Genomic DNA, 25,625 nt, shown 5'->3' on the forward strand with positions numbered 1-25,625 from the left:
TCATGCTCACCCGCTTGCGAGAAATAGTTGAAAAGGTTGCCAGTGCGCCTCGCCTCAACGAGGCGCTGAATATTCTGGTGACGGACATCTGTCTTGCGATGGAAACCGAGGTCTGTTCGGTCTATCTGGCCGACCATGACCGACGTTGCTACTACCTGATGGCAACCCGCGGTTTAAAAAAACCACGGGGACGCACCGTCACGCTCGCGTTTGATGAAGGTATTGTTGGCCTGGTCGGGCGACTGGCGGAGCCCATCAACCTTGCCGATGCGCAAAAACACCCCAGCTTCAAATATATCCCTTCCGTTAAAGAGGAGCGTTTCCGCGCGTTTCTTGGCGTGCCAATTATTCAGCGCCGTCAACTGCTCGGCGTGCTTGTTGTCCAGCAGCGAGAGTTGCGCCAGTACGACGAAAGTGAGGAGTCTTTCCTCGTCACGCTGGCAACGCAGATGGCTGCGATCCTCTCTCAGTCCCAGCTGGCAGCCCTTTTTGGTCAGTATCGTCATACGCGTATCCGCGCGCTTCCGGCTTCGCCGGGCGTCGCTATCGCCGAAGGCTGGATGGATGCCACGCTGCCGCTGATGGAGCAGGTCTACGAAGCCTCTACGCTCGATGAAGCGCTTGAGCGCGAGCGGCTTACCGCGGCGCTGGAAGAGGCGGCGAATGAGTTTCGTCGCTACAGCAAACGCTTTGCCGCTGGCGCGCAAAAAGAGACGGCGGCTATTTTCGATCTCTACTCTCACCTGCTTTCCGATGCGCGTTTGCGCCGGGAGCTGTTTGCCGAGGTCGATAAAGGTTCGGTGGCAGAGTGGGCGGTTAAAAAGGTCATAGAAAAATTTGCCGAGCAGTTTGCGGTGCTGACTGACGGTTATCTGAAAGAGCGCGCTGGCGATTTACGCGCGCTTGGGCAACGTCTGCTGTTCCACCTCGATGATACTATTCAGGGGGCGAATGCCTGGCCGAACCGGTTTGTGCTGGTCGCCGACGAGCTCTCGGCAACAACGCTGGCGGAGTTACCGCAGGACAGGCTGGCGGGCGTGGTGGTGCGTGATGGCGCTGCGAACTCGCATGCCGCCATTATGGTGCGCGCGCTCGGTATTCCGACCGTGATGGGGGCGGATATTCAGCCTTCCGTACTGCATCGCCGCACGCTGGTGGTGGATGGATATCGCGGTGAGTTGCTGGTGGATCCTGAGCCGGTTCTCCTCCAGGAGTACCAGCGTCTTATCAGCGAAGAAAATGAATTAAGCAAGCTGGCGGAAGACGACGTCAACCTGCCCGCGCATCTGAAAAGCGGTGAGCGGGTGAAGGTGATGCTCAACGCTGGCTTAAGCCCCGAGCACGAAGAAAAGCTCGGCAGCCGCATTGATGGCATTGGTCTCTACCGCACCGAAATACCGTTCATGCTGCAAAGCGGCTTCCCTTCAGAAGAGGAGCAGGTTGCGCAGTATCAGGGCATGTTGCAGATGTTTAACGATAAACCCGTCACGTTGCGCACCCTGGACGTCGGCGCAGATAAGCAACTGCCTTATATGCCCATCAGTGAAGAGAACCCCTGCCTCGGCTGGCGTGGGATCCGCATTACCCTCGATCAGCCTGAAATCTTCCTTATCCAGGTTCGTGCGATGCTGCGCGCCAACGCTGCCACGGGGAATCTCAGTATTCTGCTGCCGATGGTCACCAGTATTGACGAGATCGACGAAGCGCGGCGGTTGATAGAACGTGCAGGGCGCGAAGTGGAAGAGATGATCGGCTATGCGATCCCTAAACCCCGTATCGGCGTGATGCTTGAAGTGCCTTCGATGGTCTTTATGCTGCCGCAGCTGGCGACCCGCGTTGATTTTATCTCCGTTGGCACCAACGACTTAACGCAATACATTCTGGCGGTCGATCGCAACAATACGCGCGTTGCCAGCATCTATGACAGCCTGCACCCGGCGATGCTTCGTGCCCTGGCGATGATCGCCCGCGAAGCCGAGCAGCATAATATCGACCTGCGCCTGTGCGGTGAAATGGCTGGCGATCCGATGTGCGTGGCGATCCTGATTGGCCTCGGTTTCCGTCACCTGTCAATGAACGGACGTACCGTCGCGCGGGTGAAATACCTGTTACGTCATATCGAACAAGATGAGGCGCGTGAACTGGCCGCGCGTAGCCTGGAAGCACAGCTGGCAGCCGAAGTGCGCCATCAGGTGGCAGCGTTTATGGAACGACGCGGTATGGGCGGTTTGATCCGCGGTGGTCGCTAAAGCCTTTCCCCCCTCTCCCCTTTGGGGAGAGGGCCAGGGTGAGGGGAGACCTGCACGCATAAAACCCTATACACATCTTTTACATCTCAGGCGCATCCTCCGCGCCTGCCTTATGCTATGATTCGCAACTTTGGAGCACCTGCCAACGGCGGGAATGCAATTCACCCGCTGTCCACTTTCAGCGGAATAACAACATCTTGTGGTGACAGATGAACAGTGGTTATCTGCATTTTCCGGAATTCGATCCGGTAATTTTCTCTATAGGACCCGTCGCGCTTCACTGGTACGGTCTGATGTACCTGGTGGGCTTCGTCTTTGCCATGTGGCTGGCTGGCCGTCGCGCCAGTCGTCCGGGCAGCGGCTGGACGAAGAACGAAGTGGAAAACCTGCTGTATGCTGGCTTCCTCGGCGTCTTCCTGGGCGGCCGCATCGGTTATGTCCTGTTCTATAACTTCCCGGTATTCCTGAACGACCCTCTCTATCTGTTCCGCGTCTGGGACGGCGGCATGTCCTTCCACGGCGGGCTGATTGGTGTGATCCTGGTTATGGTGATCTTCGCCAGACGCACCAAACGGAACTTCTTCCAGGTGGCTGACTTTATTGCGCCGCTAATTCCGTTTGGGCTGGGCGCAGGGCGTCTGGGCAACTTCATCAACGGTGAACTGTGGGGGCGTGTCGATCCGAGCGTGCCGTTTACCATGCTGTTCCCGGGCTCTCGCGCAGAGGATATCGCGCTGCTGCCTTCGCATCCTGAGTGGCAGTCTATTTTCGATACTTACGGCGTTCTGCCGCGCCATATGTCTCAGCTTTATGAGCTGGCGCTGGAAGGCGTGGTGCTGTTTATCATCCTGAATCTGTATATCCGCAAACCGCGCCCAATGGGGGCCGTCTCTGGTCTGTTCCTGATTGGCTACGGCGCGTTTCGTATCATCGTCGAGTTCTTCCGCCAGCCGGATGCGCAGTTTACCGGCGAATGGGTACAGTACATCAGCATGGGGCAAATCCTCTCCATCCCGATGATTGTCGCGGGTGCCATTATGATGATTTGGGCGTATCGTCGTCGTCCACAGCAACAACTTTCCTGAGGAATCATGAAACAGTATCTTGAATTGATGAAAAAAGTGCTCGACGAGGGCACGCCGAAAAACGACCGCACCGGTACCGGGACGCTCTCCATTTTTGGCCACCAGATGCGCTTCAATCTGCAAGAAGGCTTTCCTCTGGTGACAACGAAGCGCTGCCATCTGCGCTCAATCATTCATGAACTGCTCTGGTTCCTGCAAGGCGATACCAACGTTGCTTATCTGCATGAAAACAATGTCTCCATCTGGGACGAGTGGGCAGATGAAAACGGCGACCTTGGGCCGGTTTACGGCAAGCAATGGCGCGCGTGGCCTACTCCGGACGGTCGCCATATCGACCAGATCACAACCGTCATGAATCAGCTGAAAAATGACCCGGACTCGCGCCGTATCATTGTTTCTGCCTGGAACGTGGGTGAACTGGATAAAATGGCGCTGGCACCTTGCCATGCCTTCTTCCAGTTTTACGTGGCGGATGGCAAACTCTCCTGCCAGCTCTATCAGCGTTCCTGCGATGTGTTCCTCGGCCTGCCGTTTAACATCGCCAGCTACGCGCTGTTAGTGCACATGATGGCGCAGCAGTGCGATCTCGAAGTCGGCGATTTTGTCTGGACGGGCGGTGATACCCACCTTTACAGCAACCATATGGAACAGACGCACCTCCAGCTGACGCGCGAACCGCGTGCATTGCCGAAGCTGGTGATCAAACGTAAACCGGACTCGATCTTCGATTACCGTTTTGATGATTTCGAGATTGAGGGCTACGACCCGCATCCCGGCATTAAAGCTCCTGTCGCCATCTGATACGGCAAATCCTGACACAACCGGTGCTCTTTAGCGCCGGTTTTTTTTCACGCCCGTTTTATTTTTCGAGCCTGTTTCCAGAGATGATGCAACGCGTTGCAAGGGGTGAAAATCTCTGGAAACAGGCTCGTAATGTTCTGGTTTGACGCTCGCACCGTTTCTGCTATTCCGCCACACTCCTGCCATGAAAAACGAACATGGCTTCACGCTTATCGAAACCCTTATCGCCATCTCGCTGGTCGTGATCCTTAGCGCCACAGGGCTCTATGGCTGGGACAGCTGGCAACAGCGGCAGCGGCTTTGGCAAACCGCCTGCCAGGTGCGGGATTACCTGGTGTTTTTGCGCAATGACGCTAACCGTCACAACAGCGAGCACAAGATTGCGCTGCATAACGACGGTGAAAAGGACTGTCTGGTGAGTTCTGCGGCTTCCGGTTGTGACAGCGGCGGCCCGTTCGTGATGAAGCCGCTGTGGCCCGGCGTCACGATAAGCGACATTACACCGGCGCTGGGATTTTACGGCTTAAGGGATACCGCGTGGGCCGGACATATCCGCGTGCAGAGCCGCGCTGGTGCGTGGTGGGTTATTGTCTCAAATGGCGGACGTATCAGGCTCTGTAATGCTGCGGGAGAGGGTGTATGCCAGTAAATCGAAAAGGGTTCTCCCTCCTGGAAGTGCTGATTGCGATGACAATAAGCAGCATTCTGTTACTCAGCACGTCACGTTTTTTACCGGGGCTACAGCGGGGTGTTTTACTGCAATCCGGGCAACAGACGCTGGAGGATGAGGTCTGGCAACGTCTGTTCGCGATCGGTAAACAGCTTCAGAGAGCAGGATACTGTGCAGGGCATTGCCAGGGGCAGGGGATACTCATCGGCAGGCAAGGACGATGTGTAATTGTGCAATGGGATGCAAACAGCAACGGCCAGTGGGATAGCTCCGCGTCAGAAAATGACAGAACGGGATTCCGGCTTGAGTCAGGGGCGCTCGAAACGCTGCGGGGCGCCACCTCCTGTGAAGGTAAGGGGTGGAATAAGCTCACTGACCCCGATCGGATCCTGATAGAGCAGTTTATGGTCACTAAAACCGATCATGCTGGCTTCGCCCCGGTAGTCAGTATTGAGCTACGTGCCCGCCTCAAAGGTGAACTGACCTCACCTTTTTCGGCCCGCCACACCGTAACAGGGTTTAATCTGTGAATCGTCAACGGGGTATGTCATCGCTGGCGCTGGTTCTGCTGTTACTGGTGCTCGGCACGCTGATCCTCACCGGATTAAATCAGCAGCTGCAAACCTTTAGTACGCTGGTGAGTGGGGAGAGTCAGTCTGTTCGACAGCAGGCTGCCGTGCAATCTGCACTGGAGTGGGGACGCGTTCAGGGCTGGGCTTTACAGCCAGAGGTTCAGTGCAAACAGACACAACGTTTGCGGGTCTGTGTGAGGCTGTCTGGAGAGCGTGTTTTGCTTATTGCCGGAAATGACGATCTGTTGCTATGGCGAGGTGGGGACATCGCGGAAGGGCAGATACGCTTTTCAGCCCACGGCTGGAGTGATTTCTGTCCCCTTAAGGAAAGTGCGCTATGTCAGTTACCCTGAGCAGGCAAAAAGGATTTAGCATGGTTGAGGTTTTGCTGGCAATGATGTTGCTGGTTATGGTTGTGACGGCGTTATCCGGCTATCATCGCGCGCTGGCATCACGGTTTGCGGCGCTTAGCCAGTATCGTCAGCTATGGCATCATGCGTGGAATCAGTCGCAGATCTCAACAGTGACGCTCCCGCCGGGCTGGCAGGTCAGTCGGGGGCAGACAACACAGTCCGGATGTGTCAGCATCACGGTCACACTTATTTCTCCTATGGGGCGGCAGAGTGCGTTGACGCGTCTGCATTGCCCGGTTAGCCGGTAGTCGGGAGCGTTTATGCTAAGGGTTTACCACTCAAATCGTCTGGATGTGCTGGAAGCACTGATGGAGTATATCGTTGAGCAAGAGCGTCTTGACGATCCGTTTGAGCCAGAAATGGTGCTGGTGCAAAGCACCGGTATGGCGCAGTGGCTGCAAATGTCCCTTTCGCAGAAATTTGGTATTGCGGCGAACATTGATTTTCCGCTTCCCGCGAGCTTTATCTGGGAGATGTTTGTTCGCGTTCTGCCGGATATCCCTGAGCAGAGCGCTTTCAACAAACAAAGCATGGCCTGGAAACTGATGACGCTGCTGCCGGACATGCTGGCGCATGATGAGTTCGCCATGCTGCGCCACTACCTGAATGACGACACCGACAAGCGTAAACTCTTTCAGCTGGCCTCACGCACCGCCGACCTCTACGACCAGTATCTGGTTTATCGTGCAGAATGGCTGATTCGCTGGGAAGCGGGAGAATTAGTCGAAGGGTTGCCGGAAGCGCAAATCTGGCAGGCGCCGCTCTGGAAAGCGCTGGTCGAGCATACCGGGAAACTCGGTCAGCCGAAGTGGCATCGTGCTAACTTGTACGATCGCTTTATCTCGATACTTGAAAACAGCGCAGAACGGCCAGCCCGTTTGCCGTCACGCGTGTTCATTTGCGGGATCTCCGCGCTGCCGCCTGTCTACCTGAATGCGCTAAAAGCGCTCGGTAAGCACACTGATATCCATATCCTTTTTACCAACCCGTGTCGGCACTATTGGGGAGATATTCAGGATCCGCGCTGGCTTTCACGTCTGGTCACCCGCCAGAGAAAACGCCTCTTTGAGGAACGCGCCGTGCCGCTGTTTAAAGACAGTGAAAACGCGGCGCAGCTTTTTGATGAAGAGGGGATTCAGAACCTGCCGAACCCGCTGCTTGCCTCGTGGGGCAAGCTGGGACGCGACTATATTTATCTGCTTTCAGATATCACCTCCTCGGGAGAAGGGGATGTGGATGCGTTTGCAGATATTACGCCGGACAGCCTGCTACACAATATTCAGCTCGATATTCTGGATTTAGAAAACCGTGCCGTTGCCGGGATCACCGCCGAGGAGTTTGCGCGAAGCGATAAGAAGCGAAAACTAGATCCTGACGATCGCAGTATCGCGATCCACGTCTGCCACAGCCCACAGCGTGAAGTTGAAATTCTTCATGACCGTCTGCTGGCCATGTTGCAGGATGACCCAACCCTGACACCGCGCGATATCGTGGTGATGGTGGCGGATATCGACAGCTATAGCCCGTTCATTCAGGCGGTATTTGGCAGCGCAACGGGCGACCGCTATCTTCCCTACGCGATCTCTGACCGCCGCGCTCGTCAGTCACACCCGGCGCTACAGGCCTTTATTAGCCTGCTTTCGCTGCCCGATAGCCGGTTTATCTCTGAGGATGTGCTGGCATTGCTGGATGTGCCTGTTCTGGCCGCACGTTTCAACATTAACGAAGAGGGGCTGCGCTACCTGCGCCAGTGGGTCAACGAATCCGGTGTCCGCTGGGGTATTGACGATGATAACGTCCAGGAGTTCGAGCTGCCTGCGACCGGGCAGCATACCTGGCAGTTTGGCCTGACGCGTATGCTGCTGGGGTATGCGATGGAAAGCATCCACGGCGAATGGAATGACGTGCTGCCCTACGATGAGTCCAGTGGGTTAATCGCGGAACTGGTGGGGCACCTGGCCTCGCTGCTGATGCAGCTTAACCGCTGGCGCCGTGCGTTGATGCAGCCTCGCCCGCTCGAAGAGTGGCTGCCAGTTTGCCGCGAAATGCTGAATGATTTCTTCCTGCCGGACAGCGAAACGGAAGCCGCCATGGCGCTTATCGAGAAGCAGTGGCAGGCCATCGTTGATGAGGGGGTTAATTCGCACTATCACGAGGCGGTTCCCCTTTCACTTCTGCGTGATGAGCTGACGCAACGTCTCGATCAGGAGCGCATCAGCCAGCGCTTCCTGGCAGGGCCGGTGAATATTTGTACCCTGATGCCCATGCGTTCAATCCCGTTCAAAGTGGTCTGTCTGCTTGGCATGAACGACGGTATTTACCCGCGTGCGCTGCCGCCGCTGGGCTTTGATCTCATGAGCGCACAACCGAAGCGTGGCGACCGCAGCCGCCGCGATGATGATCGATATCTTTTCCTTGAGGCGCTGATTTCTGCGCAAAGCAGGCTGTATATCAGCTATATCGGTCGTTCAATTCAGGACAACAGCGAGCGTTTCCCGTCTGTGCTGGTGCAGGAGCTGGTGGACTACATCGGACAGAGCCACTATCTGCCGGGCGATGAAGCCTGTAACTGCGACGAAAGCGAACGTCGGGTCAAAGCGCATATCACCTGTCACCACAGCCGTATGCCGTTTGATCCTGTCAACTACGTTCCTGATGAACTGCAAAGCTACGCCCGCGAGTGGCTTCCCGCCGCGAAGAAAGCGGGGACGCCGCAAACCGATTTCATTCAGGCGCTCGAACCGCGCGCCATGGACACCCTTACGTTTGAGCAGCTACAGCGCTTCTGGACGCACCCGGTTCGGGCTTTTTTCCAGCAACGCTTGCAGGTGAATTTCCGCTCGGAAGAGAGCGAAATCCCCGATGCGGAACCGTTTATTCTTGATGGCCTGGAGCGTTTTAAGCTTAATTCCCAGCTTCTGAATGCGCTGGTTGACGAAGAAGATGCCAGCAAACTGTTCAGACGTTACAGGGCGTCGGGATTACTTCCGTATGGTGCATTCGGCGAAATCGTCTGGGATGCCCAGTGCGAAGAGATGCGAGCGCTTGCTGACCGCGTTATCGCGTGTCGGCAGCCAGCGAGCAGCATTGAAATTGATCTCGATTGTAACGGTGTGCACCTCAGCGGCTGGCTCACGCACGTGCAGTCCGACGGGCTGTTGCGCTGGCGCCCATCCATGCTCAGCGTTGCACATGGCCTGCAACTCTGGCTCGAACATCTTGTCTACAGTGCGAGTGGTTACGAAGGTGAAAGCCGGTTGTTTGTACGCAAGGACGGCGAGTGGCGCTTCCCGCCGATGGAGCCTGAGCAGGCGTTGACGTATTTGTCGCTTTATATTGAAGGTTACCGTCAGGGCATGAACAAACCTCTGCTTGTGCTGCCTGAAAGTGGGGGGGCATGGATAAAAGCCTGTTATGACGCGAAGAATGATGCCATGTTAACGGATGAGGCTTCGCTTCAGAAAGCGCGCAGCAAGTTTTTGCAGGCCTACGAAGGGAACATGATGGTACGTGGGGAAGGCGACGATGTCTGGTATCAACGTTTATGGCGAACGCTGGAGCCAGAATACTTCGACACTATCACGGAAGAGGCGCAACGCTACCTGTTACCGTTGTTCAAATTTAATCAGTCCTGAGTGCTGTATAAAAATTGCGCAGCATGAGGTGTTCATTTATGATGCACCTCTTATCACGGACTGATGTACCCAAAGAAAGAGATGCTGGCGTGTCCAGCACGCACGTTGTTAATGATGTAGCCGTGATAAAGAGGTCGTAATGCCAGGCAGCACCTTGTTCAAAGCGTTTGTTTTGTTTATCGCCCTTTGGGCTCCCGTCACTCAGGCTGATTCCGGTTGGCAATCTGTCCAGGAAACAATCCGTAAAAGCGAAAAGGACACCCGTCAGTATCAGGCAATTCGTCTTGATAACGGGATGACCGTGCTGCTGGTTTCCGATCCTCAGGCGGTGAAATCGCTCTCCGCACTGGTTGTGCCGGTCGGTTCGCTGGAAGATCCTGACGCCCATCCGGGGCTGGCGCACTACCTCGAACACATGACGCTGATGGGTTCTAAAAAATATCCGCAGCCGGACAGTCTGTCTGAATTCCTCAAAATGCATGGCGGCAGCCACAACGCCAGTACCGCGCCGTATCGCACCGCGTTTTACCTGGAAGTGGAAAATGATGCGCTTGACGGGGCGGTCGACCGTCTGGCGGATGCTATCGCCGCACCGCTGCTGGATAAAAAATACGCTGACCGGGAACGCAACGCCGTGAACGCCGAACTGACGATGGCGCGCACGCGAGACGGGATGCGCATGGCGCAGGTTAGCGCTGAAACCATCAACCCGGCGCACCCGGGTTCGCGCTTCTCTGGCGGCAACCTTGAAACGCTGAGCGACAAGCCGGGTAGCCCGGTGCTCGATGCGCTGCATGCGTTTCGCGAAAAATACTATTCCGCCAATCTGATGAAAGCGGTTATCTACAGCAACAAACCGTTGCCGACGCTGGCAAACCTGGCCGCGCAAACCTTTGGCAGGGTGCCAAATAAGAATATCGAACTGCCTCAGATTAACGTGCCGGTTGTTACGGACGCGCAAAAAGGCATTGTTATTCACTACGTTCCGGCACTGCCGCGCAAGGTGTTACGCGTTGAATTCCGTATTGATAACAACACGGCGCAGTTCCGCAGTAAAACCGACGAGCTGGTGACCTATCTTATTGGCAACCGAAGCCCGGGTACGCTCTCCGACTGGCTGCAAAAGCAGGGGCTGGTGGAAGGTATTCGCGCTGACTCCGATCCGGTCGTAAACGGTAACAGCGGCGTGCTGGCCATTTCCGCGACGCTGACCGATAAAGGGCAGGCTCACCGTGACGACGTTGTTGCGGCCATTTTCAGTTATCTCTCTCTGCTGCGTGAGAAAGGCGTCGATAAACGCTACTTTGACGAGCTGGCGCACGTGCTGGATCTCGATTTCCGCTACCCCTCTATCACGCGCGACATGGACTACGTTGAGTGGCTGGCAGATACCATGATCCGCGTGCCGGTGGAACATACGCTGGATGCGGTAAATATTGCCGACCAGTATGACGCCGGGGCCGTTAAAGCGCGTCTGGCGATGATGACCCCGCAGAATGCCCGGGTCTGGTACATCAGTCCGAACGAACCGCATAACAAAACGGCCTACTTCGTTGATGCCCCGTATCAGGTTGAAAAAATCAGCGAACAAACCTTCGCGGACTGGCAGAAAAAGGCGGGGGAGATTGCGCTGACGTTACCGCAGCTTAACCCCTACATCCCGGACGATTTCTCGCTGATCAAACCTGCAAAGGCGTATCCGCATCCGGAACTGATTGTCGATGAGCCGACGCTGCGCGTGGTCTACACCCCAAGCCGCTATTTCACCGACGAGCCAAAAGCCGATGTCAGCGTGGTGCTGCGCAACCCTAAAGCAATGGACAGCGCCAGAAACCAGGTGCTGTTTGCGCTGAACGATTATCTGGCCGGGATTGCCCTCGATCAGCTCAGCAACCAGGCTGCCGTTGGCGGCATCAGCTTCTCCACCAACGCCAATAACGGCCTGATGGTGAATGCCAACGGCTATACCCAGCGTTTGCCGCAGCTTTTCCAGGCGCTGCTGGAAGGTTATTTCAGCTATACGCCTATGGAAGAACAGCTCGAGCAGGCTAAGTCCTGGTATGCCCAGATGATGGATTCTGCCGAAAAGGGTAAAGCTTACGATCAGGCGATTATGCCAGCGCAAATGCTGTCGCAAATTCCGTACTTCCAGCGCGAAGATCGCCGTGCGTTACTGCCCTCTATCACCTTAAAAGAGGTGCTGGCTTACCGTGATGCGCTGAAAACCAATACCCGTCCGGAGTTCCTGGTCGTGGGGAATATGAGCGAAGATCAGGCTAAAACGCTGGCGCAAAACGTCCGTGCGCAGCTGGGTTCAAAAGGGGATGAGTGGTGCCGTAACCAGGATGTGCTGGTAGAGAAAAAGCAGAACGTGATCTTCGAAAAAGCGGGGAGCAGCACGGACTCAGCGCTGGCCGCGGTGTTTGTCCCTGTCGGTTACGACGAATTTACCAGCTCTGCCCGGAGTGCCGTGCTCGGTCAAATTATTCAGCCGTGGTTCTACAACCAGTTGCGCACCGAAGAGCAGCTGGGCTACGCGGTGTTCGCCTTCTCCATGAATGTGGGCCGTCAGTGGGGGCTGGGCTTCCTTCTGCAAAGCAGCGACAAGCAACCCGCTTACCTGTGGCAACGTTATCAGGCGTTCTTCCCGCAGGCGGAAGCAAAACTGCGCGCCATGAAGCCGGAAGAGTTTGCCCAGATCCAGCAGGCGGTTATCGCTCAGGTGATGCAGCCACCGCAAACGCTGGGCGAAGAAGCCTCGCAACTGAGCAAAGATTTTGATCGCGGTAATATGAAATTTGATTCGCGTGATAAAATAGTGGCCGAAATAAAACAGCTGACGCCACAAAAGGTTGCCGATTTCTTCCATCAGGCGGTGGTAAAACCGCAAGGTATGGCCATCCTGTCCCAGGTTTCTGGCAGCCAGAACGGGAAAACGGACTACGTAAAATCGAAAGAGTGGACCGTCTGGAAGAGCGTCAGCGCACTGCAACAAACTTTGCCCTGGAGTAAGAAAGAATGACCCATACCGCTGAGCCGCTTGATCCCCTCAGATTACCTCTACAGGGTGAGCGACTGATTGAAGCCTCAGCGGGAACGGGAAAAACCTATACCATCGCCGCGCTCTATCTGCGCCTGCTGTTAGGGCTGGGCGGCAACGCCGCTTTTTCGCGCCCGTTAAGCGTGGAGGAGCTGCTGGTGGTAACCTTCACCGAAGCGGCCACTGCCGAGCTGCGTGGCCGTATTCGCAGCAACATTCATGAACTGCGCATCGCCTGTCTGCGCCAGACGACGGATAACCCCCTCTACGCGAGCCTGCTGGACGAGATTGCGGATAAGCAACAGGCTGCGCAATGGCTGCTGCTGGCCGAACGGCAAATGGACGAGGCATCCGTTTTCACCATTCACGGTTTTTGTCAGCGCATGCTGAGCCTGAATGCGTTTGAATCCGGCATGCTCTTTGAACAGCAGCTTATTGAAGATGAATCCGAGCTTCGCTATCAGGCCTGCGCGGATTTCTGGCGTCGTCACTGTTATCCCTTGCAGCGCGACATTGCCGAAGCGGTTCACGCCCTGTGGAAAGGACCGGAAGAGCTGCTTCGCGCCATCGACCGTTACCTGCAAGGCGAAGCGCCGGTCATTAAATCTCCGCCACCTGCCGATGAAACGCTGGCCTCGCGCCATGAAAAGATCGTCGCCAAAATTGCCGCGCTGAAGCAGAAGTGGAATGAATCGGTTGGAGAAATCGATGCGATCATCGAAAACTCAGGCATCGACAGACGCAAGTTCAACCGTGGGAACCAGGGGAAATGGATTGAAAAGATCAGCGCCTGGGCCGAGGAGGAGACGCGGGGCTACCAGCTCCCGGACGCGCTGGAAAAATTTTCGCAGCGCTTTTTGGCCGAGCGAACCAAAGCCGACGGCATTGTGCCTGAGCATCCCCTGTTTGTGGCGATTGAAGCGCTGCTTGCGGAGCCATTATCGCTCAATGATCTGATGATCACCCGCGCCATGACCGAGATCCGCCAGGCCGTCGCGCGCGAAAAACGTCGCCGGGGTGAGTTGGGGTTTGATGACATGTTGAGCCGCCTGGACGAGGCCCTGTCCAGTGAGAATGGTGAAGCGCTCGCCAGCGCAATCCGTACCCGTTTTCCGGTGGCGATGATAGACGAATTTCAGGACACCGATCCCCAGCAGTACCGCATTTTTCGCCGTATCTGGCGACAGCAGCCCGATACAGCCCTGCTGTTGATAGGCGACCCAAAACAGGCGATTTACGCCTTCCGTGGGGCAGATATCTTCACCTACATGAAAGCCCGTAGTGAGGTTGTCGCGCATTACACGTTAGACACGAACTGGCGCTCCGCTCCGGGGATGGTTGAGAGCGTCAATGCGCTGTTCAGCCGTATGGAGACGGCATTCATGTTCAATGAAATCCCTTTCCTGCCGGTGAAATCCGCGCCAAAAAACGCGACCCTGCGCTTTGAAGTCAGTGGAAAGGTGCAACCCGCCATGACCTTCTGGCTGCTTGAAGGGGAAGGCTATGGCGTTGCTGACTATCAGGCGGCGATGGCCCAGCACTGCGCCGCGCAAATCCGTGACTGGCTGAGCGCAGGCGCGCGCGGTGAGGCGCTGCTGTGGAAGGGGGAGCAGGCAAATCCTGTTAAGGCCTCTGATATTACCGTGCTGGTGCGCAGTCGTCAGGAAGCGGCGTTAATCCGCGATGCGCTAACGTTGCTGGATATTCCGTCAGTGTATCTCTCTAACCGCGACAGCGTTTTCGACACGCTGGAAGCCCAGGAAATGCTCTGGCTGCTTCAGGCGGTGCTGGCGCCGGAGCGCGAAAATACGCTTCGAAGCGCACTGGCCAGCTCTATGCTGGGGTTGAACGCGCGGGATATTGACGCGCTCAACCATGATGAAGAGGCCTGGGATGCGGTGGTGGAAGAGTTTGTCCATTACCGTGAACGCTGGCAAAAACGGGGCGTTATGGCGATGCTTCGCGAATTGATGACGCGGCGTCAGATTGCTGAAAATATGCTGGCGTCATCCGGCGGTGAAAGGCGTCTGACCGATATTTTACACATCAGCGAACTGTTGCAGGAAGCCGGTACTCAGCTTGAAAGTGAACATGCCCTCGTGCGTTGGCTGGCGCAGCAAATCGCAGATCCAAACAGTAACGCCTCAAGCCAGCAGATGCGTCTGGAGAGCGATAAGCATCTGGTGCAAATTGTCACCATTCATAAATCGAAAGGCCTCGAATATCCGCTGGTCTGGCTGCCCTTTATCGCGAACTACCGCGTTCAGGATCAGGCCTTTTACCATGACCGGGAAACTTTCGATGCGGTGCTCGATCTCAGCAAAGCGGAAACCAGCGTTGAACTGGCAGAAGCGGAGCGTCTGGCGGAGGATTTGCGCCTGCTTTACGTGGCGCTAACCCGTTCTGTCTGGCATTGCAGCCTGGGGGTCGCGCCGGTATTCCGCCGTCGCGGGGAGAAAACAGGGGAGAGCGATTTCCATTTAAGCGCGTTAGGGCGGCTTATCCAGCGTGGTGAGCCGAAAGATGCGGCGGGGTTGCGCCTCTGTATTGAGTCGCTTTGCGGTGATGATATCGCCCTGCATCTCCCCTCTCTGCCAGATAACAGCCGCTGGCAAATGGCAGAAGCGCCCGCGACCGATCTTAATGCGCGCCAGATCACCCGGGTGCTTGCCGACGACTGGCGCGTCACCAGCTATTCTGGTCTGCAACAGCACGGGCAAAGTATTGCGCAGGATCTTATGCCAAAGCTGGATATTGATGCCGCAGGCGTGGGCGATGTTCTGGCTGAACCGACGTTAACCCCCCATCAGTTTCCGCGCGGCGCCTCACCGGGAACGTTTTTACATGGCCTGTTTGAAGAACTGGATTTCACCCGGCCCGTCAGCGAGGAGTGGGTGTCGAAAATGTTGCAGAGCGGGGGCTACGACGCGCACTGGCAGCCCGTGCTTACAGGCTGGATCAACGCCATTTTGCAGGCGCCGCTGTCGGAGCAGGGCTTCTCACTTAGCCAGTTAACGGCCAAAAATAAGCAGGTTGAGATGGAGTTTTATCTTCCTGTCGCTGGCCCTCTTAAGGCCGAGGCGCTCGATGCGTTGATCCGTCAGCACGATCCGCTGTCAGCCGGTTGCCCGCCGCTGAACTTCCGTCAGGTGCAGGGCATGCTGAAAGGATTTATCGACCTGGTTTTCCGCCACGACGGGCGTTATTACCTGCTGGATTACAAATCAAACTGGTTAGGCGAGAACAGCGAAGCCTATACCCAGCAGGCGATGGCGGCAGCCATGCAGATGCATCGCTACGATCTCCAGTATCAGCTCTATACCCTGGCGCTGCACCGCTATCTGCGCCACCGTATTGCGGACTACCGCTACGACGACCATTTTGGTGGCGTCATCTACCTGTTCCTGCGCGGGGTCGACGCTGCCGATCCGCGCTCTGGTATCTTCAGCACCCGTCCGGATGCGGAATTGATTGATAAAATGGATAACCTGTTTGCAGCAAACACGGAGGAGATGGCATGACGATGCAGGAATTATTGCTGGATGCGGTAGAGCAACGCGTGCTGCGCCAGCTGGACGTGCAGTTTGCCATGATGATTGCCGCTGACCAGCCCGCCGTGATGCTTGCCGCAGCCCTTTTAAGTAAAGACGCCGGGGAGGGACATGTCTGTCTGCCGCTCTCGCGTCTGGTGGTTGACGAGAAAACGCCGCCTGTTATCCAGTCCTGCTTTGCGCTGCTGGGTGATACGGTGGACTGGCAGAACGTTTTGCGAGAATCTTCAGCCGTCGGGCCGGGAGAAAACCAGGCACCGCTGATCCTGACGGGGGAGCGCTTATACCTGAACCGCCTGTGGCGAAACGAACTGACGGTAGCGCGTTTCTTTAGTGAGACCAATGCGCCGCTTCCCTGCGACGAGGTGCAGCTTCGCCAGACGCTGGACAGGCTGTTTGGCTCCGGTGAGGCCACAGACTGGCAGAAAGTGGCGGCGGCTGTCGCCCTGACGCGGCGGATCTCGGTGATCTCCGGCGGCCCGGGGACCGGGAAAACAACCACCGTCGCAAAGTTGCTGGCAGCCCTGATACAGCTTTCAGGCGAGCAGCGATGCCGTATTCGTCTGGCGGCGCCTACCGGGAAGGCCGCGGCGCGTCTGACCGAATCACTGGGCGGCGCGATGCAACAGCTACCGCTCACGCAGGAGCAGCTGGCGCTTTTCCCGGGTGAAGCGAGCACCCTGCACCGTCTGCTCGGTGCTCAGCCGGGTAGCCAGCGGCTGCGCTACCATGCGGGTAATCCGCTGCATCTGGACGTGCTGGTGGTGGATGAAGCCTCCATGATCGACCTGACCATGATGTCTCGCCTGATCGATGCTCTGCCGCCCCATGCGCGCGTGGTTTTCCTGGGCGATCGCGATCAGCTCGCCTCCGTTGAGGCCGGGGCAGTGCTGGGGGATATCTGTACCTACGCCAGTTACGGTTATACCGCCGCGCGGGCGCAGGAGCTTGCCCGTCTGACCGGTTGCTCGCTTGAACCCGATCACACGCCGGTTGCGGGCGCATTGCGTGACAGCCTGTGCCTGCTGCAAAAAAGCTACCGTTTCGGTAGCGATTCCGGCATCGGCCAGCTGGCTGCGGCGGTCAACCGTGGCGACAGCCATGCCACGCGCACGGTGTTTGACGGTTCCTTCACTGACATTGAAAAGAAATCGCTGCAAAGCGGGGAAGAGTATCAGGCAATGCTTGAGGAGGCTCTCCAGGGATACCAGCGTTTTCTGAGCTGCGTGCAACAGCGCAGTCAGCCCGAGCAGGTTATCGCCGCATTTGGCGAATACCAGCTTCTGTGCGCCTTGCGGGAAGGGCCGTTTGGCGTCACGGGCCTGAACGACAGGCTGGAGCAGTTGCTGGTGCAGAAACGCAAAATTAACCGTCCACCGCATTCGCGATGGTATGAAGGCCGACCCGTAATGATCTCCCGCAACGACAGTGCGCTGGGGCTATTCAACGGGGATATCGGCATTGCGCTCGATCGCGGTAACGGCCTGCGCGTCTGGTTCCAGCTGCCGGACGGCAGCGTGAAGTCCGTTCAGCCCAGCCGCCTGCCAGAGCATGAAACGGCATGGGCGATGACGGTACATAAATCTCAGGGTTCCGAGTTCAACCATGCGGCGCTGATCCTGCCGACACAGCTGTCGCCGGTAGTGACCCGTGAACTGGTCTACACCGCCATTACCCGCGCACGCCAGCGTCTGTCGCTGTATGCGGATGAGCGCGTGCTGGGACAGGCGATTGCCACCCGTACCGAGCGCAGAAGCGGATTAAGCGCAATATTTGAATCTGTCTGAGTGAACGCCCTCTCCGACAGGAGAGGGTGACTGTTATCCCAGGTCCGCCATTAACACCTTCGAGCGGCGCTGATAGTTGTACATCTCTTTCTTACTTTCCGGCAGGGAATCAATATCTACCGGTGTGAAGCCGCGCTCCTGGAACCAGTGAATGCTGCGCGTGGTGAGCACGAACAACTTGCTTAGCCCCATCTGGCGCGCCTGTGCCGCCACGCGTTCAAGCAGCAGTTCGCCCCGCGAGGAGCTGCGGTAATCAGGGTGTACGGCGACGCACGCCATTTCGCCAATCTGCTCTTCCGGGAACGGATAAAGCGCCGCACAGGCAATGGTCAGGTTATCGCGCTGAATGATGGTGAATTTGTCGATCTCCATCTCCAGCTGCTCGCGGGAGCGGCGAACCAGGATCCCCTGTTGCTCCAGTGGACGGATCAGCTCCAGAATGCCGCCGATATCGTTGATAGTGGCACGGCGGATCTGCTCGGCGCTCTCCATCACGATCTGCGTACCAATACCATCCCGGGAGAACAGCTCCTGCAACAGCGCGCCGTCTTCCTGATAGCTGATCAGGTGGCTGCGGCGCACCCCGCTGCGGCAGGCTTTAACGGCACCGCGCAAAAAACGCACGGTACCGGAATAGTAATCGCCTTGTGCTTCCAGCGCTTCGACGCGCGCCTGGGCTTCATTCGGAAAAAGTTCTGGCACAATCACGCCCTCATCATTCACGACGCCCTGCGAGGAGCAAAACCCGATCATTTTTTCCGCTTTCAGCTTGATGGCCAGCTGGGTGGCAATCTCTTCCGAGGTCAGATTAAAACTTTCACCCGTTACGGAGACGGCAACGGGTCCCATCAGGACGATCGCGCCATTGTCTAACTGGCGGTGAATGGCTTCTTCATCAATACGCCGGATGCGGCCGCTGTGGCAGTAATCTACGCCATCGTCCACGCCGAGCGGCTGAGCGATGATGAAGTTGCCGCTCACCACGTTGATGTGCGCACCCTGCAACGGCGTGTTATTCAGGCTCATCGACAGGCGGGCGGTGATATCCAGCTGCAACAGACCCGCCGCCTGCTTGACCAGTTCGAGGGTTTTCGCATCCGTCACGCGGGTATGTTTGTGGTAGATCGGCTCATGGTGATGAGCGGCCAGGTTGGCTTCGATTTGCGGACGTGCGCCATATACCACCACCAGACGGATACCGAGGCTGTGCAGCAGGCCGATGTCATTGACGATGCTGGAAAAGTTTTCATGCTCAATGGCTTCGCCGCCAAGCATGATGACAAACGTTTTTCCCCGATGGGTGTTGATATAGGGAACAGAATGGCGGAATCCCTGGACCAGTTCGGTTCTGCGTTCCTTAACCATGACACAACCCTTAATGAATGTTTATTCGTAATTTCTGTATTTTTATTCGATTGTGACCACGTGTGCAAGCCTAAATTTTCTGCGACCCACAGAAAATAATAAGTAATCCGTGCGTTAACGTATGATTGTTTACCCTTTTATGGATGACAGTTTATGCGTCATTCGTTAAAGTTTTCGGTCAATTTGGGCGTTTTGTTCATCAATCAGATTTCTTGCTCGGGAGAAGCATGTCGGGATCCAATTCAGCAATAAGCCGCCGCCGCCTGTTAAAAGGGGCCGGGGCGATGTGGTTGCTTAGCGTCAGCCAGGTGGGTCTTGCCGCCACAAGCCAGGTAGTCGCGGTGCGCGTCTGGCCGTCGTCGACCTATACGCGCGTGACGGTCGAGTCCAACCGCGTGCTGAAATACAAGCAATTTGCCCTCAGCAATCCTGAACGTGTGGTGGTTGATCTCGAAGGTGTGAACCTCAACTCCGTGCTTAAGGGCATGGCGGCTCAGATCCGGGGCGACGATCCGTTTATCAAATCGGCGCGCGTCGGGCAGTTCGATCCGCAAACCGTGCGCATGGTGTTTGAGCTGAAGCAGAACGTGAAACCGCAGCTCTTTGCCCTTGCGCCTGTTGCCGCCTTTAAGGAGCGCCTGGTGATGGATCTCTATCCGGCGAATGCAACGGATATTCAGGATCCGCTCCTGGCATTACTTGAGGATTACAACAAAGGCGATCTCGACAGCCAGGTCCCGCCAGCGCAAAGCGGTCCAAAGCCGGGCAAAGCGGGGCGCGATCGCCCGATTGTGATCATGCTCGATCCTGGTCATGGCGGAGAAGATTCCGGCGCCGTCGGGAAATATCGCACCCGCGAAAAAGATGTGGTGCTGCAAATTGCTCGTCGTCTGAAAGCGTTGATCGACAAAGAAGGCAATATGCGCGCCTACATGACGCGCAACGAAGATGTTTTTATCCCGCTTAAAGTTCGCGTCGCGAAAGCGCAGAAGCAGCGCGCGGATCTGTTTGTCTCTATCCACGCAGATGCCTTCACCAGTCGCCAGCCGAGCGGATCATCGGTGTTTGCCCTGTCAACGAAGGGGGCGACCAGTACCGCCGCGAGATATCTGGCGGACACGCAGAACGCCTCGGATTTAATCGGTGGCGTGAGCAAAAGCGGCGACCGTTACGTCGACCACACAATGTTTGATATGGTGCAGTCGCTGACCATTACCGACAGCCTGAAGTTTGGTAAAGCAGTGCTGGGCAAACTGGGCCGGGTCAACAAGCTGCACAAAAACAGCGTCGAGCAGGCCGGATTTGCGGTACTGAAAGCGCCGGATATTCCATCCATTCTGGTCGAAACCGCGTTTATCAGTAACGTGGAAGAGGAACGCAAGCTCAAGACGGCTAAATTCCAGCAGGAAGTGGCGGAGTCCATTCTGGCGGGGATCCGGGCCTATTTCTCAGACGGGGAAACGCTGGCGCGGCGGGGGTAGGGCAGTAAGCCGGGTCTCATGCCCGGCCTTTTCACAAACGCCAGATACAAAAAAACACCCTTCAGGGTGTTTATTGTTTAAGAAGTGTTGGTTGCGGGGGCCGGATTTGAACCGACGACCTTCGGGTTATGAGCCCGACGAGCTACCAGGCTGCTCCACCCCGCGTCCGTCTTTCTACACTTGTAGAAACTTACTTCTTCAAATTTGATTGGTTGCGGGGGCCGGATTTGAACCGACGACCTTCGGGTTATGAGCCCGACGAGCTACCAGGCTGCTCCACCCCGCGTCCGTCTTTTTGCTTCGTATTTCAAACCACATCTGCGTTGACTTTCCTCGTTCACCTCAGTCACTTACTGGAGCAAGTTCCTAAGGATTCACTGCGTCGTCGCCTTGCTGTGATTCGAACTACTTCGCAAAAACTTCTACTGTCGTAGAAGATACTTCATCAAATTTTAATTGGTTGCGGGGGCCGGATTTGAACCGACGACCTTCGGGTTATGAGCCCGACGAGCTACCAGGCTGCTCCACCCCGCGTCCGTGGAAGCGCACTATACTCGGATAGGTTTGTGATGCAACCCCTTTTTCGCATAATTCATTATTTTGTATGCAAAATGAACGGGAATAGCCTCCTTAGGCTATTTTTTGTGCAGAATTTGCCAAAGGGAAGGCGATTGCATTTCATTAACACGGTGGGTTTGTTATCTTCATCACGCGGAATTGGGCAACTAAAAGACGAGATATAATGAAAGGACGTTGGGCGAAGTATCTGATGACAGGCGCAATGGTAGCAATTCTTGCGGCCTGCTCTTCCAAACCGACCGATCGCGGTCAACAGTATAAAGACGGGAAGTTATCCCAGCCTTTCTCTTTAGTTAACCAGCCAGATGCCGTGGGTGCTCCGATCAATGCCGGTGATTTCTCCGAGCAGGTCTACCAGATCCGCAATGCTTCTCCGCGTTTATACAGTTCGCAGAACAATGTCTATAGCGCCGTACAGGACTGGCTGCGCGCAGGCGGTGATACCCGCAATATGCGCCAGTTTGGTATCGATGCCTGGCAGATGGAAGGGGCGGATAACTACGGTAACGTCCAGTTTACCGGTTACTACACCCCGGTAGTCCAGGCACGACACACGCGCCAGGGCGAGTTCCAGTATCCCATTTACCGTATGCCGCCGAAACGCGGTCGTCTGCCGTCCCGCGCAGAGATCTACGCCGGTGCGCTTAGCGAAAATTATGTTCTGGCCTACAGCAACTCGCTGATGGATAACTTCATTATGGACGTGCAGGGCAGCGGCTATATTGATTTTGGCGACGGCTCGCCGCTGAACTTCTTTAGCTATGCCGGGAAAAATGGCCATGCCTATCGCAGCATCGGTAAGGTGCTCATCGACCGTGGTGAAGTGAAACGAGAAGACATGTCGATGCAGGCGATCCGCGAGTGGGGCGAAAAACACAGCGAAGCGGAAGTGCGTGAGCTGCTTGAGCAGAATCCATCGTTTGTCTTCTTTAAACCGCAGAACTTTGCGCCAGTGAAAGGGGCGAGCGCCGTACCGCTGATTGGCCGCGCTTCTGTGGCATCGGATCGTTCGATTATCCCGGCGGGTACTACGCTGCTGGCGGAAGTTCCTCTCCTCGACAACAACGGCAAATTCAACGGCAAGTATGAATTGCGCCTGATGGTGGCGCTGGATGTGGGCGGGGCGATCAAAGGCCAGCACTTCGACATTTATCAGGGCATCGGCCCGGATGCCGGTCACCGTGCAGGCTGGTATAACCACTACGGACGCGTTTGGGTACTGAAGGCGGCACCGGGTACCGGAAACGTATTCAGCGGCTGATTGTGGTATTCTGAGGGCAAGACGGATTACGGTTCAGGGTGAGGAATACCTCACCCTTTTTACATCTGAGGTTTTATGTCTGTGGTAATCAGCGATGCCTGGCGCCAGCGTTTCGGCGGCACGGCACGGTTATATGGTGAAAAAGCCCTGCAACTGTTCGCGGATGCGCATGTCTGCGTGGTGGGCATTGGCGGTGTGGGGTCGTGGGCGGCAGAAGCGCTGGCGAGAACCGGTATTGGCGCAATTACGTTGATTGATATGGATGACGTCTGCGTTACTAACACTAACCGTCAGATCCATGCCCTGCGTGATAACGTCGGTCTGGCAAAATCTGAAGTGATGGCAGAGCGTATTCGTCTCATCAACCCGGAGTGCCGGGTGACGGTGATCGACGACTTTGTGACGGCAGATAACGTCGCGGAGTACATGAGCAAAGGCTACAGCTATGTGATTGACGCCATCGACAGCGTGCGGCCTAAAGCGGCGCTAATCGCTTACTGCCGTCGTTACAAGGTGCCGCTGGTGACAACGGGCGGCGCGGGCGGACAAATTGATCCGACGCAGATCCAGGTAGCGGATCTGGCCAAAACCATTCAGGATCCGCTGGCCGCTAAGCTGCGCGAGCGCTTAAAAAGCGACTTCAACGTGGTGAAAAACAGTAAAGGCAAGCTGGGCGTGGACTGTGTGTTCTCGACAGAAGCGCTGGTTTATCCGCAGGCGGATGGTTCGGTCTGTGCAATGAAAAGCACGGCGGAAGGGCCAAAGCGGATGGATTGTGCCTCTGGGTTTGGGGCGGCCACCATGGTGACCGCCTCTTTCGGCTTTGTGGCGGTCTCTCACGCCCTGAAGAAGATGATGGCGAAGGCGGAACGTCAGGCCTGAGCCTGACGGGCGGCATCCAGCACCGCGTCGTTGAGCGCGATTAAGCCCTGACCGCGCGAGGCGCTAAGCTGCGCGCGAAGTCCCAGTTCATCGAACAGCGCCAGCGGAGAATGCGCCAGCAGCTCTGCGGCGCTTTTCCCTTCGACTGCGGTCAACAGCACCGCCAGCAGACCGCGAACAATGCGTCCCTCGCTGTCGCCAAAGAAATGCAGTTTCTCACCGGATACGCTAACCCCAAGCCAGACGCGGTTCTCGCAGCCTGCGATCTCTTTCGCCTGTGATTTCAGTTCGTCTGACAGCGTGGGCAACTGTTTGCCCAGCAGGATCAGCTGACGGTATTTATCTTCCCACTGCGTGAGCGGGACAAAGGTCTGTTTTAACGTCTCTTCAGTAATAACGGTGCCGAACGGGTGCCCGGCCAGAGCTGAACTTGTCATTAATCCACCAGTAATTCCAGGGCGCGGTCGACGGCGGAAACCAGCGCGTCGACGTCACTTTTTGTATTGTACGGGGCAAACGAGGCGCGCAGCGTACCGCTCACGCCGATAGCCGCCAGCAGCGGCTGGGCGCAGTGCTGTCCGGCACGCAGGGCAATGCCATACCCGGCCAGCAGCGTCACCATGTCGCTATGGTGTACGCCCGCGAAATCAAAGGCGAGCAGGCTGGAATCCTGAACGCGAAACGAGCGGAAACCCGGACGCTTTTTCAGTTCTTCTTCCGCCAGCGTCGCCAGCCCCCGGCTCCAGCTTTCAGCCTGAGCCACATCCGTTTCTGCCAGCCATTCGAGCGCCGCGCTCAGGCCGATAACCCCGGCCACGTTCGGTGTACCGGCTTCCAGGCGGTAAGGTACATCCTGCGTTTTAAAGCCGTCGAAGGTCACTTCGGTAATCATCTTTCCGCCGCCGAGCCACGGCGTCATCCGGGCCAGCAGTTCAGGTTTGCCGTACAGCGCACCGATACCGGTTGGCCCGTACAATTTGTGCCCTGAGAAGGCGTAGAAGTCGATATCCAGCGCCTGAACGTCAGCCGGAAAATGCACCACCCCCTGCGCACCGTCGACCATCACCACCACGCCGCTGGCATGGGCAATTTTAATGGCGCGTGCCAGGTCCGGACAGCCGCCGGTGACGTTGGACATCTGCCCCAGCGCCAGAATTCGGCTGCGGGACGTAATCAGTTCAGGCAGACGCGCCACGTCAGGCAGGAAGTCAGCACCCAACGGGAGCTTCACAACGCGTGCCCCGGTTTGTTCGGCTACCATCAGCCAGGGTACCAGGTTGGCGTGGTGTTCCGCCTCGCTGACGATGATCTCATCTCCGGGCTGCAATAACGGACGCGCGTAGCATTGCGCCACCATGTTAATGGCCTCGGTGGTGCCCCGTGTCCAGACGATGTTCTTACCGCTGTCAGCGTTGATCAGGCGCGCCACTTGATCCCGTGCGGCTTCGTATTGTGCCGTTAAGCGCTGCGCGTCGGCATACTGGCTGCGGTGCACGTTCCCGGCGCTCAGGCTGTAAAACTGACGAGTTGCCCCAATCACCGCCTGCGGCTTAAGGGCCGTGGCGGCGCTATCAAGGTAAATGCCGGCATCGGCCAGCGCCGGAAACTGTGCGCGAAACTGCGCAGGGCTGAAAGCGTTCATGGAATTCCTCATATCGATTCTACGATCGTCGCGCAAATTCATCGACAGGGCAAGGAAGTTGATATCTATCAGATTTGTCTGCTTATCCTGGCGAGTCTGAAAAAGCAGGTTATGCTAAATAGTGTTAGGCGGATGTTTTAGCCTGTTATAAATCGAGGTTTGAATAGCATTAATTGCTAAAGGAGAATAATCATGAAAAAGACAGCTGCAATCATTTCTGCCTGTGCGTTGACCTTTGCCCTGAGCGCCTGTTCTGGTAATAACTACGTAATGCATACCAACGATGGTCGATCTATCGTCTCTGAAGGGAAACCGACAACCGATAATGATACCGGGATGATTTCATACAAAGATGCTAACGGGAACAAACAGCAGATCAATCGCACTGACGTGAAAGAGATGAAAGAAATCGAGCATTAACAGGTAGACAAGCGAAAAAAAAGCACCGCAAGTTGGCGGTGCTACATTAATCACTATGGACAGACAGGGTAAATGTACAGGAAGTGAAAAATTGGTAGCGTTGCTACCGTGGTCTGAATCGCAGACCAATTGCAAACACAACAACACAACATCACAACCGTAAGCCAAAAGCCCTTCAGAACACGCATTCCA

At 56.3% G+C, this 25,625-nt stretch carries 18 protein-coding genes and 3 tRNA genes; 15 read left to right on the forward strand and 6 right to left on the reverse strand.

What is annotated here, in order from left to right; genetic code table 11:
• Positions 1-2: 2 nt before the first annotated feature.
• From ptsP to recD, 11 genes are all read left to right on the forward strand, one after another.
• Positions 3-2,249 (forward strand): phosphoenolpyruvate--protein phosphotransferase, encoded by a 2,247-nt coding sequence (gene ptsP, locus BH712_RS22235; protein ID WP_006811818.1) that lies wholly within the window; start codon positions 3-5, stop codon positions 2,247-2,249.
• Between the two features lie 209 nt (positions 2,250-2,458).
• Positions 2,459-3,334 carry a prolipoprotein diacylglyceryl transferase gene (lgt, locus tag BH712_RS22240; RefSeq protein ID WP_003862787.1) on the forward strand — a complete coding sequence of 292 codons (876 nt, stop codon included), beginning with the start codon at positions 2,459-2,461 and terminating at the stop codon, positions 3,332-3,334.
• A gap of 6 nt (positions 3,335-3,340) precedes the next feature.
• Positions 3,341-4,135, forward strand: a complete 795-nt coding sequence (gene thyA / locus BH712_RS22245) for a thymidylate synthase (protein ID WP_006811817.1) — start codon at positions 3,341-3,343, stop codon at positions 4,133-4,135.
• Positions 4,136-4,319: 184 nt separating this feature from the next.
• The gene (locus BH712_RS22250) at positions 4,320-4,784 is read left to right on the forward strand and encodes a prepilin peptidase-dependent protein (protein WP_006811815.1); all 465 of its coding nucleotides are present in this window, start codon (positions 4,320-4,322) and stop codon (positions 4,782-4,784) included.
• Positions 4,775-5,335: a prepilin peptidase-dependent protein gene (locus tag BH712_RS22255; RefSeq protein WP_006811814.1), complete on the forward strand. Its 561-nt coding sequence runs from the start codon at positions 4,775-4,777 to the stop codon at positions 5,333-5,335. The genes BH712_RS22250 and BH712_RS22255 overlap by 10 nt, the downstream gene beginning before the upstream one ends.
• Entirely contained in the window at positions 5,332-5,730 is a 399-nt protein-coding gene (locus BH712_RS22260) for a DUF2509 family protein (protein WP_032674030.1), read from the forward strand. Before BH712_RS22255 ends, BH712_RS22260 begins: the two co-directional genes overlap by 4 nt.
• A complete protein-coding gene (locus tag BH712_RS22265; RefSeq protein ID WP_032674029.1) occupies positions 5,715-6,038 on the forward strand; it encodes a prepilin-type N-terminal cleavage/methylation domain-containing protein in 324 nt (107 codons plus the stop codon). The genes BH712_RS22260 and BH712_RS22265 overlap by 16 nt, the downstream gene beginning before the upstream one ends.
• 12 nt (positions 6,039-6,050) lie before the next feature.
• On the forward strand, positions 6,051-9,425 hold the full coding sequence (recC, locus tag BH712_RS22270; RefSeq protein WP_006811811.1) for an exodeoxyribonuclease V subunit gamma: 3,375 nt from the start codon (positions 6,051-6,053) through the stop codon (positions 9,423-9,425).
• 139 nt (positions 9,426-9,564) lie between these two features.
• On the forward strand, positions 9,565-12,447 hold the full coding sequence (ptrA, locus tag BH712_RS22275; protein WP_006811810.1) for a pitrilysin: 2,883 nt from the start codon (positions 9,565-9,567) through the stop codon (positions 12,445-12,447).
• On the forward strand, positions 12,444-15,986 hold the full coding sequence (recB, locus tag BH712_RS22280) for an exodeoxyribonuclease V subunit beta (protein ID WP_006811809.1): 3,543 nt from the start codon (positions 12,444-12,446) through the stop codon (positions 15,984-15,986). The genes ptrA and recB overlap by 4 nt, the downstream gene beginning before the upstream one ends.
• Positions 15,983-17,803, forward strand: a complete 1,821-nt coding sequence (recD, locus tag BH712_RS22285) for an exodeoxyribonuclease V subunit alpha (RefSeq protein WP_006811808.1) — start codon at positions 15,983-15,985, stop codon at positions 17,801-17,803. The genes recB and recD overlap by 4 nt, the downstream gene beginning before the upstream one ends.
• Positions 17,804-17,836: 33 nt before the next feature.
• On the opposite strand, the gene argA is transcribed toward recD, so the two are convergent.
• Complete coding sequence (argA, locus tag BH712_RS22290; RefSeq protein WP_006811807.1) at positions 17,837-19,168, reverse strand: amino-acid N-acetyltransferase; 1,332 nt, start codon at positions 19,166-19,168, stop codon at positions 17,837-17,839.
• Between the two features lie 227 nt (positions 19,169-19,395).
• Between argA and amiC the strand changes: the two genes are divergently transcribed.
• Positions 19,396-20,649 (forward strand): N-acetylmuramoyl-L-alanine amidase AmiC, encoded by a 1,254-nt coding sequence (gene amiC, locus BH712_RS22295; RefSeq protein ID WP_003862766.1) that lies wholly within the window; start codon positions 19,396-19,398, stop codon positions 20,647-20,649.
• An 88-nt stretch (positions 20,650-20,737) separates the two neighbouring features.
• On the opposite strand, the gene BH712_RS22300 is transcribed toward amiC, so the two are convergent.
• The 3 genes from BH712_RS22300 to BH712_RS22310 all read right to left on the reverse strand — a co-directional run bounded on the left by BH712_RS22300 (position 20,738) and on the right by BH712_RS22310 (position 21,183).
• Positions 20,738-20,814: transfer RNA gene (locus BH712_RS22300), tRNA-Met, on the reverse strand.
• A 44-nt stretch (positions 20,815-20,858) separates the two neighbouring features.
• Positions 20,859-20,935: transfer RNA gene (locus tag BH712_RS22305), tRNA-Met, on the reverse strand.
• 171 nt (positions 20,936-21,106) lie between these two features.
• Positions 21,107-21,183: transfer RNA gene (locus BH712_RS22310), tRNA-Met, on the reverse strand.
• A gap of 208 nt (positions 21,184-21,391) precedes the next feature.
• Between BH712_RS22310 and mltA the strand changes: the two genes are divergently transcribed.
• Together mltA and tcdA are read left to right on the forward strand one after the other, a co-directional pair.
• Entirely contained in the window at positions 21,392-22,489 is a 1,098-nt protein-coding gene (mltA, locus tag BH712_RS22315; protein ID WP_006811805.1) for a murein transglycosylase A, read from the forward strand.
• A 75-nt stretch (positions 22,490-22,564) separates the two neighbouring features.
• Positions 22,565-23,371 (forward strand): tRNA cyclic N6-threonylcarbamoyladenosine(37) synthase TcdA, encoded by an 807-nt coding sequence (gene tcdA, locus BH712_RS22320; RefSeq protein ID WP_006811804.1) that lies wholly within the window; start codon positions 22,565-22,567, stop codon positions 23,369-23,371.
• Here the strand turns inward: tcdA and csdE are convergent.
• Both csdE and csdA read right to left on the reverse strand, forming a co-directional pair.
• Entirely contained in the window at positions 23,362-23,808 is a 447-nt protein-coding gene (gene csdE, locus BH712_RS22325; protein WP_006811803.1) for a cysteine desulfurase sulfur acceptor subunit CsdE, read from the reverse strand. The genes tcdA and csdE overlap by 10 nt on opposite strands.
• Positions 23,808-25,013 (reverse strand): cysteine desulfurase CsdA, encoded by a 1,206-nt coding sequence (gene csdA, locus BH712_RS22330; RefSeq protein ID WP_032674028.1) that lies wholly within the window; start codon positions 25,011-25,013, stop codon positions 23,808-23,810. Before csdA ends, csdE begins: the two co-directional genes overlap by 1 nt.
• Before the next feature lie 192 nt (positions 25,014-25,205).
• Between csdA and BH712_RS22335 the strand changes: the two genes are divergently transcribed.
• A complete protein-coding gene (locus BH712_RS22335; protein ID WP_003862759.1) occupies positions 25,206-25,433 on the forward strand; it encodes a YgdI/YgdR family lipoprotein in 228 nt (75 codons plus the stop codon).
• Positions 25,434-25,625 lie beyond the last annotated feature (192 nt).

Origin of the sequence: Enterobacter hormaechei ATCC 49162 (assembly GCF_001875655.1) — a bacterium.
Classification (GTDB): Bacteria; Pseudomonadota; Gammaproteobacteria; order Enterobacterales; family Enterobacteriaceae; genus Enterobacter; species Enterobacter hormaechei.

Excerpts from the sequence above, each read along its gene's own strand:
- mltA (WP_006811805.1), top strand. The coding sequence starts at position 21,392 with ATGAAAGGACGTTGGGCGAAGTATCTGATGACAGGCGCAATGGTAGCA.
- csdE (WP_006811803.1), bottom strand. The coding sequence starts at position 23,808 with ATGACAAGTTCAGCTCTGGCCGGGCACCCGTTCGGCACCGTTATTACT.
- amiC (WP_003862766.1), top strand. The coding sequence starts at position 19,396 with ATGTCGGGATCCAATTCAGCAATAAGCCGCCGCCGCCTGTTAAAAGGG.
- BH712_RS22335 (WP_003862759.1), top strand. The coding sequence starts at position 25,206 with ATGAAAAAGACAGCTGCAATCATTTCTGCCTGTGCGTTGACCTTTGCC.
- argA (WP_006811807.1), bottom strand. The coding sequence starts at position 19,168 with ATGGTTAAGGAACGCAGAACCGAACTGGTCCAGGGATTCCGCCATTCT.
- ptsP (WP_006811818.1), top strand. The coding sequence starts at position 3 with ATGCTCACCCGCTTGCGAGAAATAGTTGAAAAGGTTGCCAGTGCGCCT.
- BH712_RS22255 (WP_006811814.1), top strand. The coding sequence starts at position 4,775 with ATGCCAGTAAATCGAAAAGGGTTCTCCCTCCTGGAAGTGCTGATTGCG.
- BH712_RS22265 (WP_032674029.1), top strand. The coding sequence starts at position 5,715 with ATGTCAGTTACCCTGAGCAGGCAAAAAGGATTTAGCATGGTTGAGGTT.
- recD (WP_006811808.1), top strand. The coding sequence starts at position 15,983 with ATGACGATGCAGGAATTATTGCTGGATGCGGTAGAGCAACGCGTGCTG.
- recC (WP_006811811.1), top strand. The coding sequence starts at position 6,051 with ATGCTAAGGGTTTACCACTCAAATCGTCTGGATGTGCTGGAAGCACTG.
- ptrA (WP_006811810.1), top strand. The coding sequence starts at position 9,565 with ATGCCAGGCAGCACCTTGTTCAAAGCGTTTGTTTTGTTTATCGCCCTT.
- lgt (WP_003862787.1), top strand. The coding sequence starts at position 2,459 with ATGAACAGTGGTTATCTGCATTTTCCGGAATTCGATCCGGTAATTTTC.
- tcdA (WP_006811804.1), top strand. The coding sequence starts at position 22,565 with ATGTCTGTGGTAATCAGCGATGCCTGGCGCCAGCGTTTCGGCGGCACG.
- BH712_RS22250 (WP_006811815.1), top strand. The coding sequence starts at position 4,320 with ATGAAAAACGAACATGGCTTCACGCTTATCGAAACCCTTATCGCCATC.
- csdA (WP_032674028.1), bottom strand. The coding sequence starts at position 25,013 with ATGAACGCTTTCAGCCCTGCGCAGTTTCGCGCACAGTTTCCGGCGCTG.
- recB (WP_006811809.1), top strand. The coding sequence starts at position 12,444 with ATGACCCATACCGCTGAGCCGCTTGATCCCCTCAGATTACCTCTACAG.
- thyA (WP_006811817.1), top strand. The coding sequence starts at position 3,341 with ATGAAACAGTATCTTGAATTGATGAAAAAAGTGCTCGACGAGGGCACG.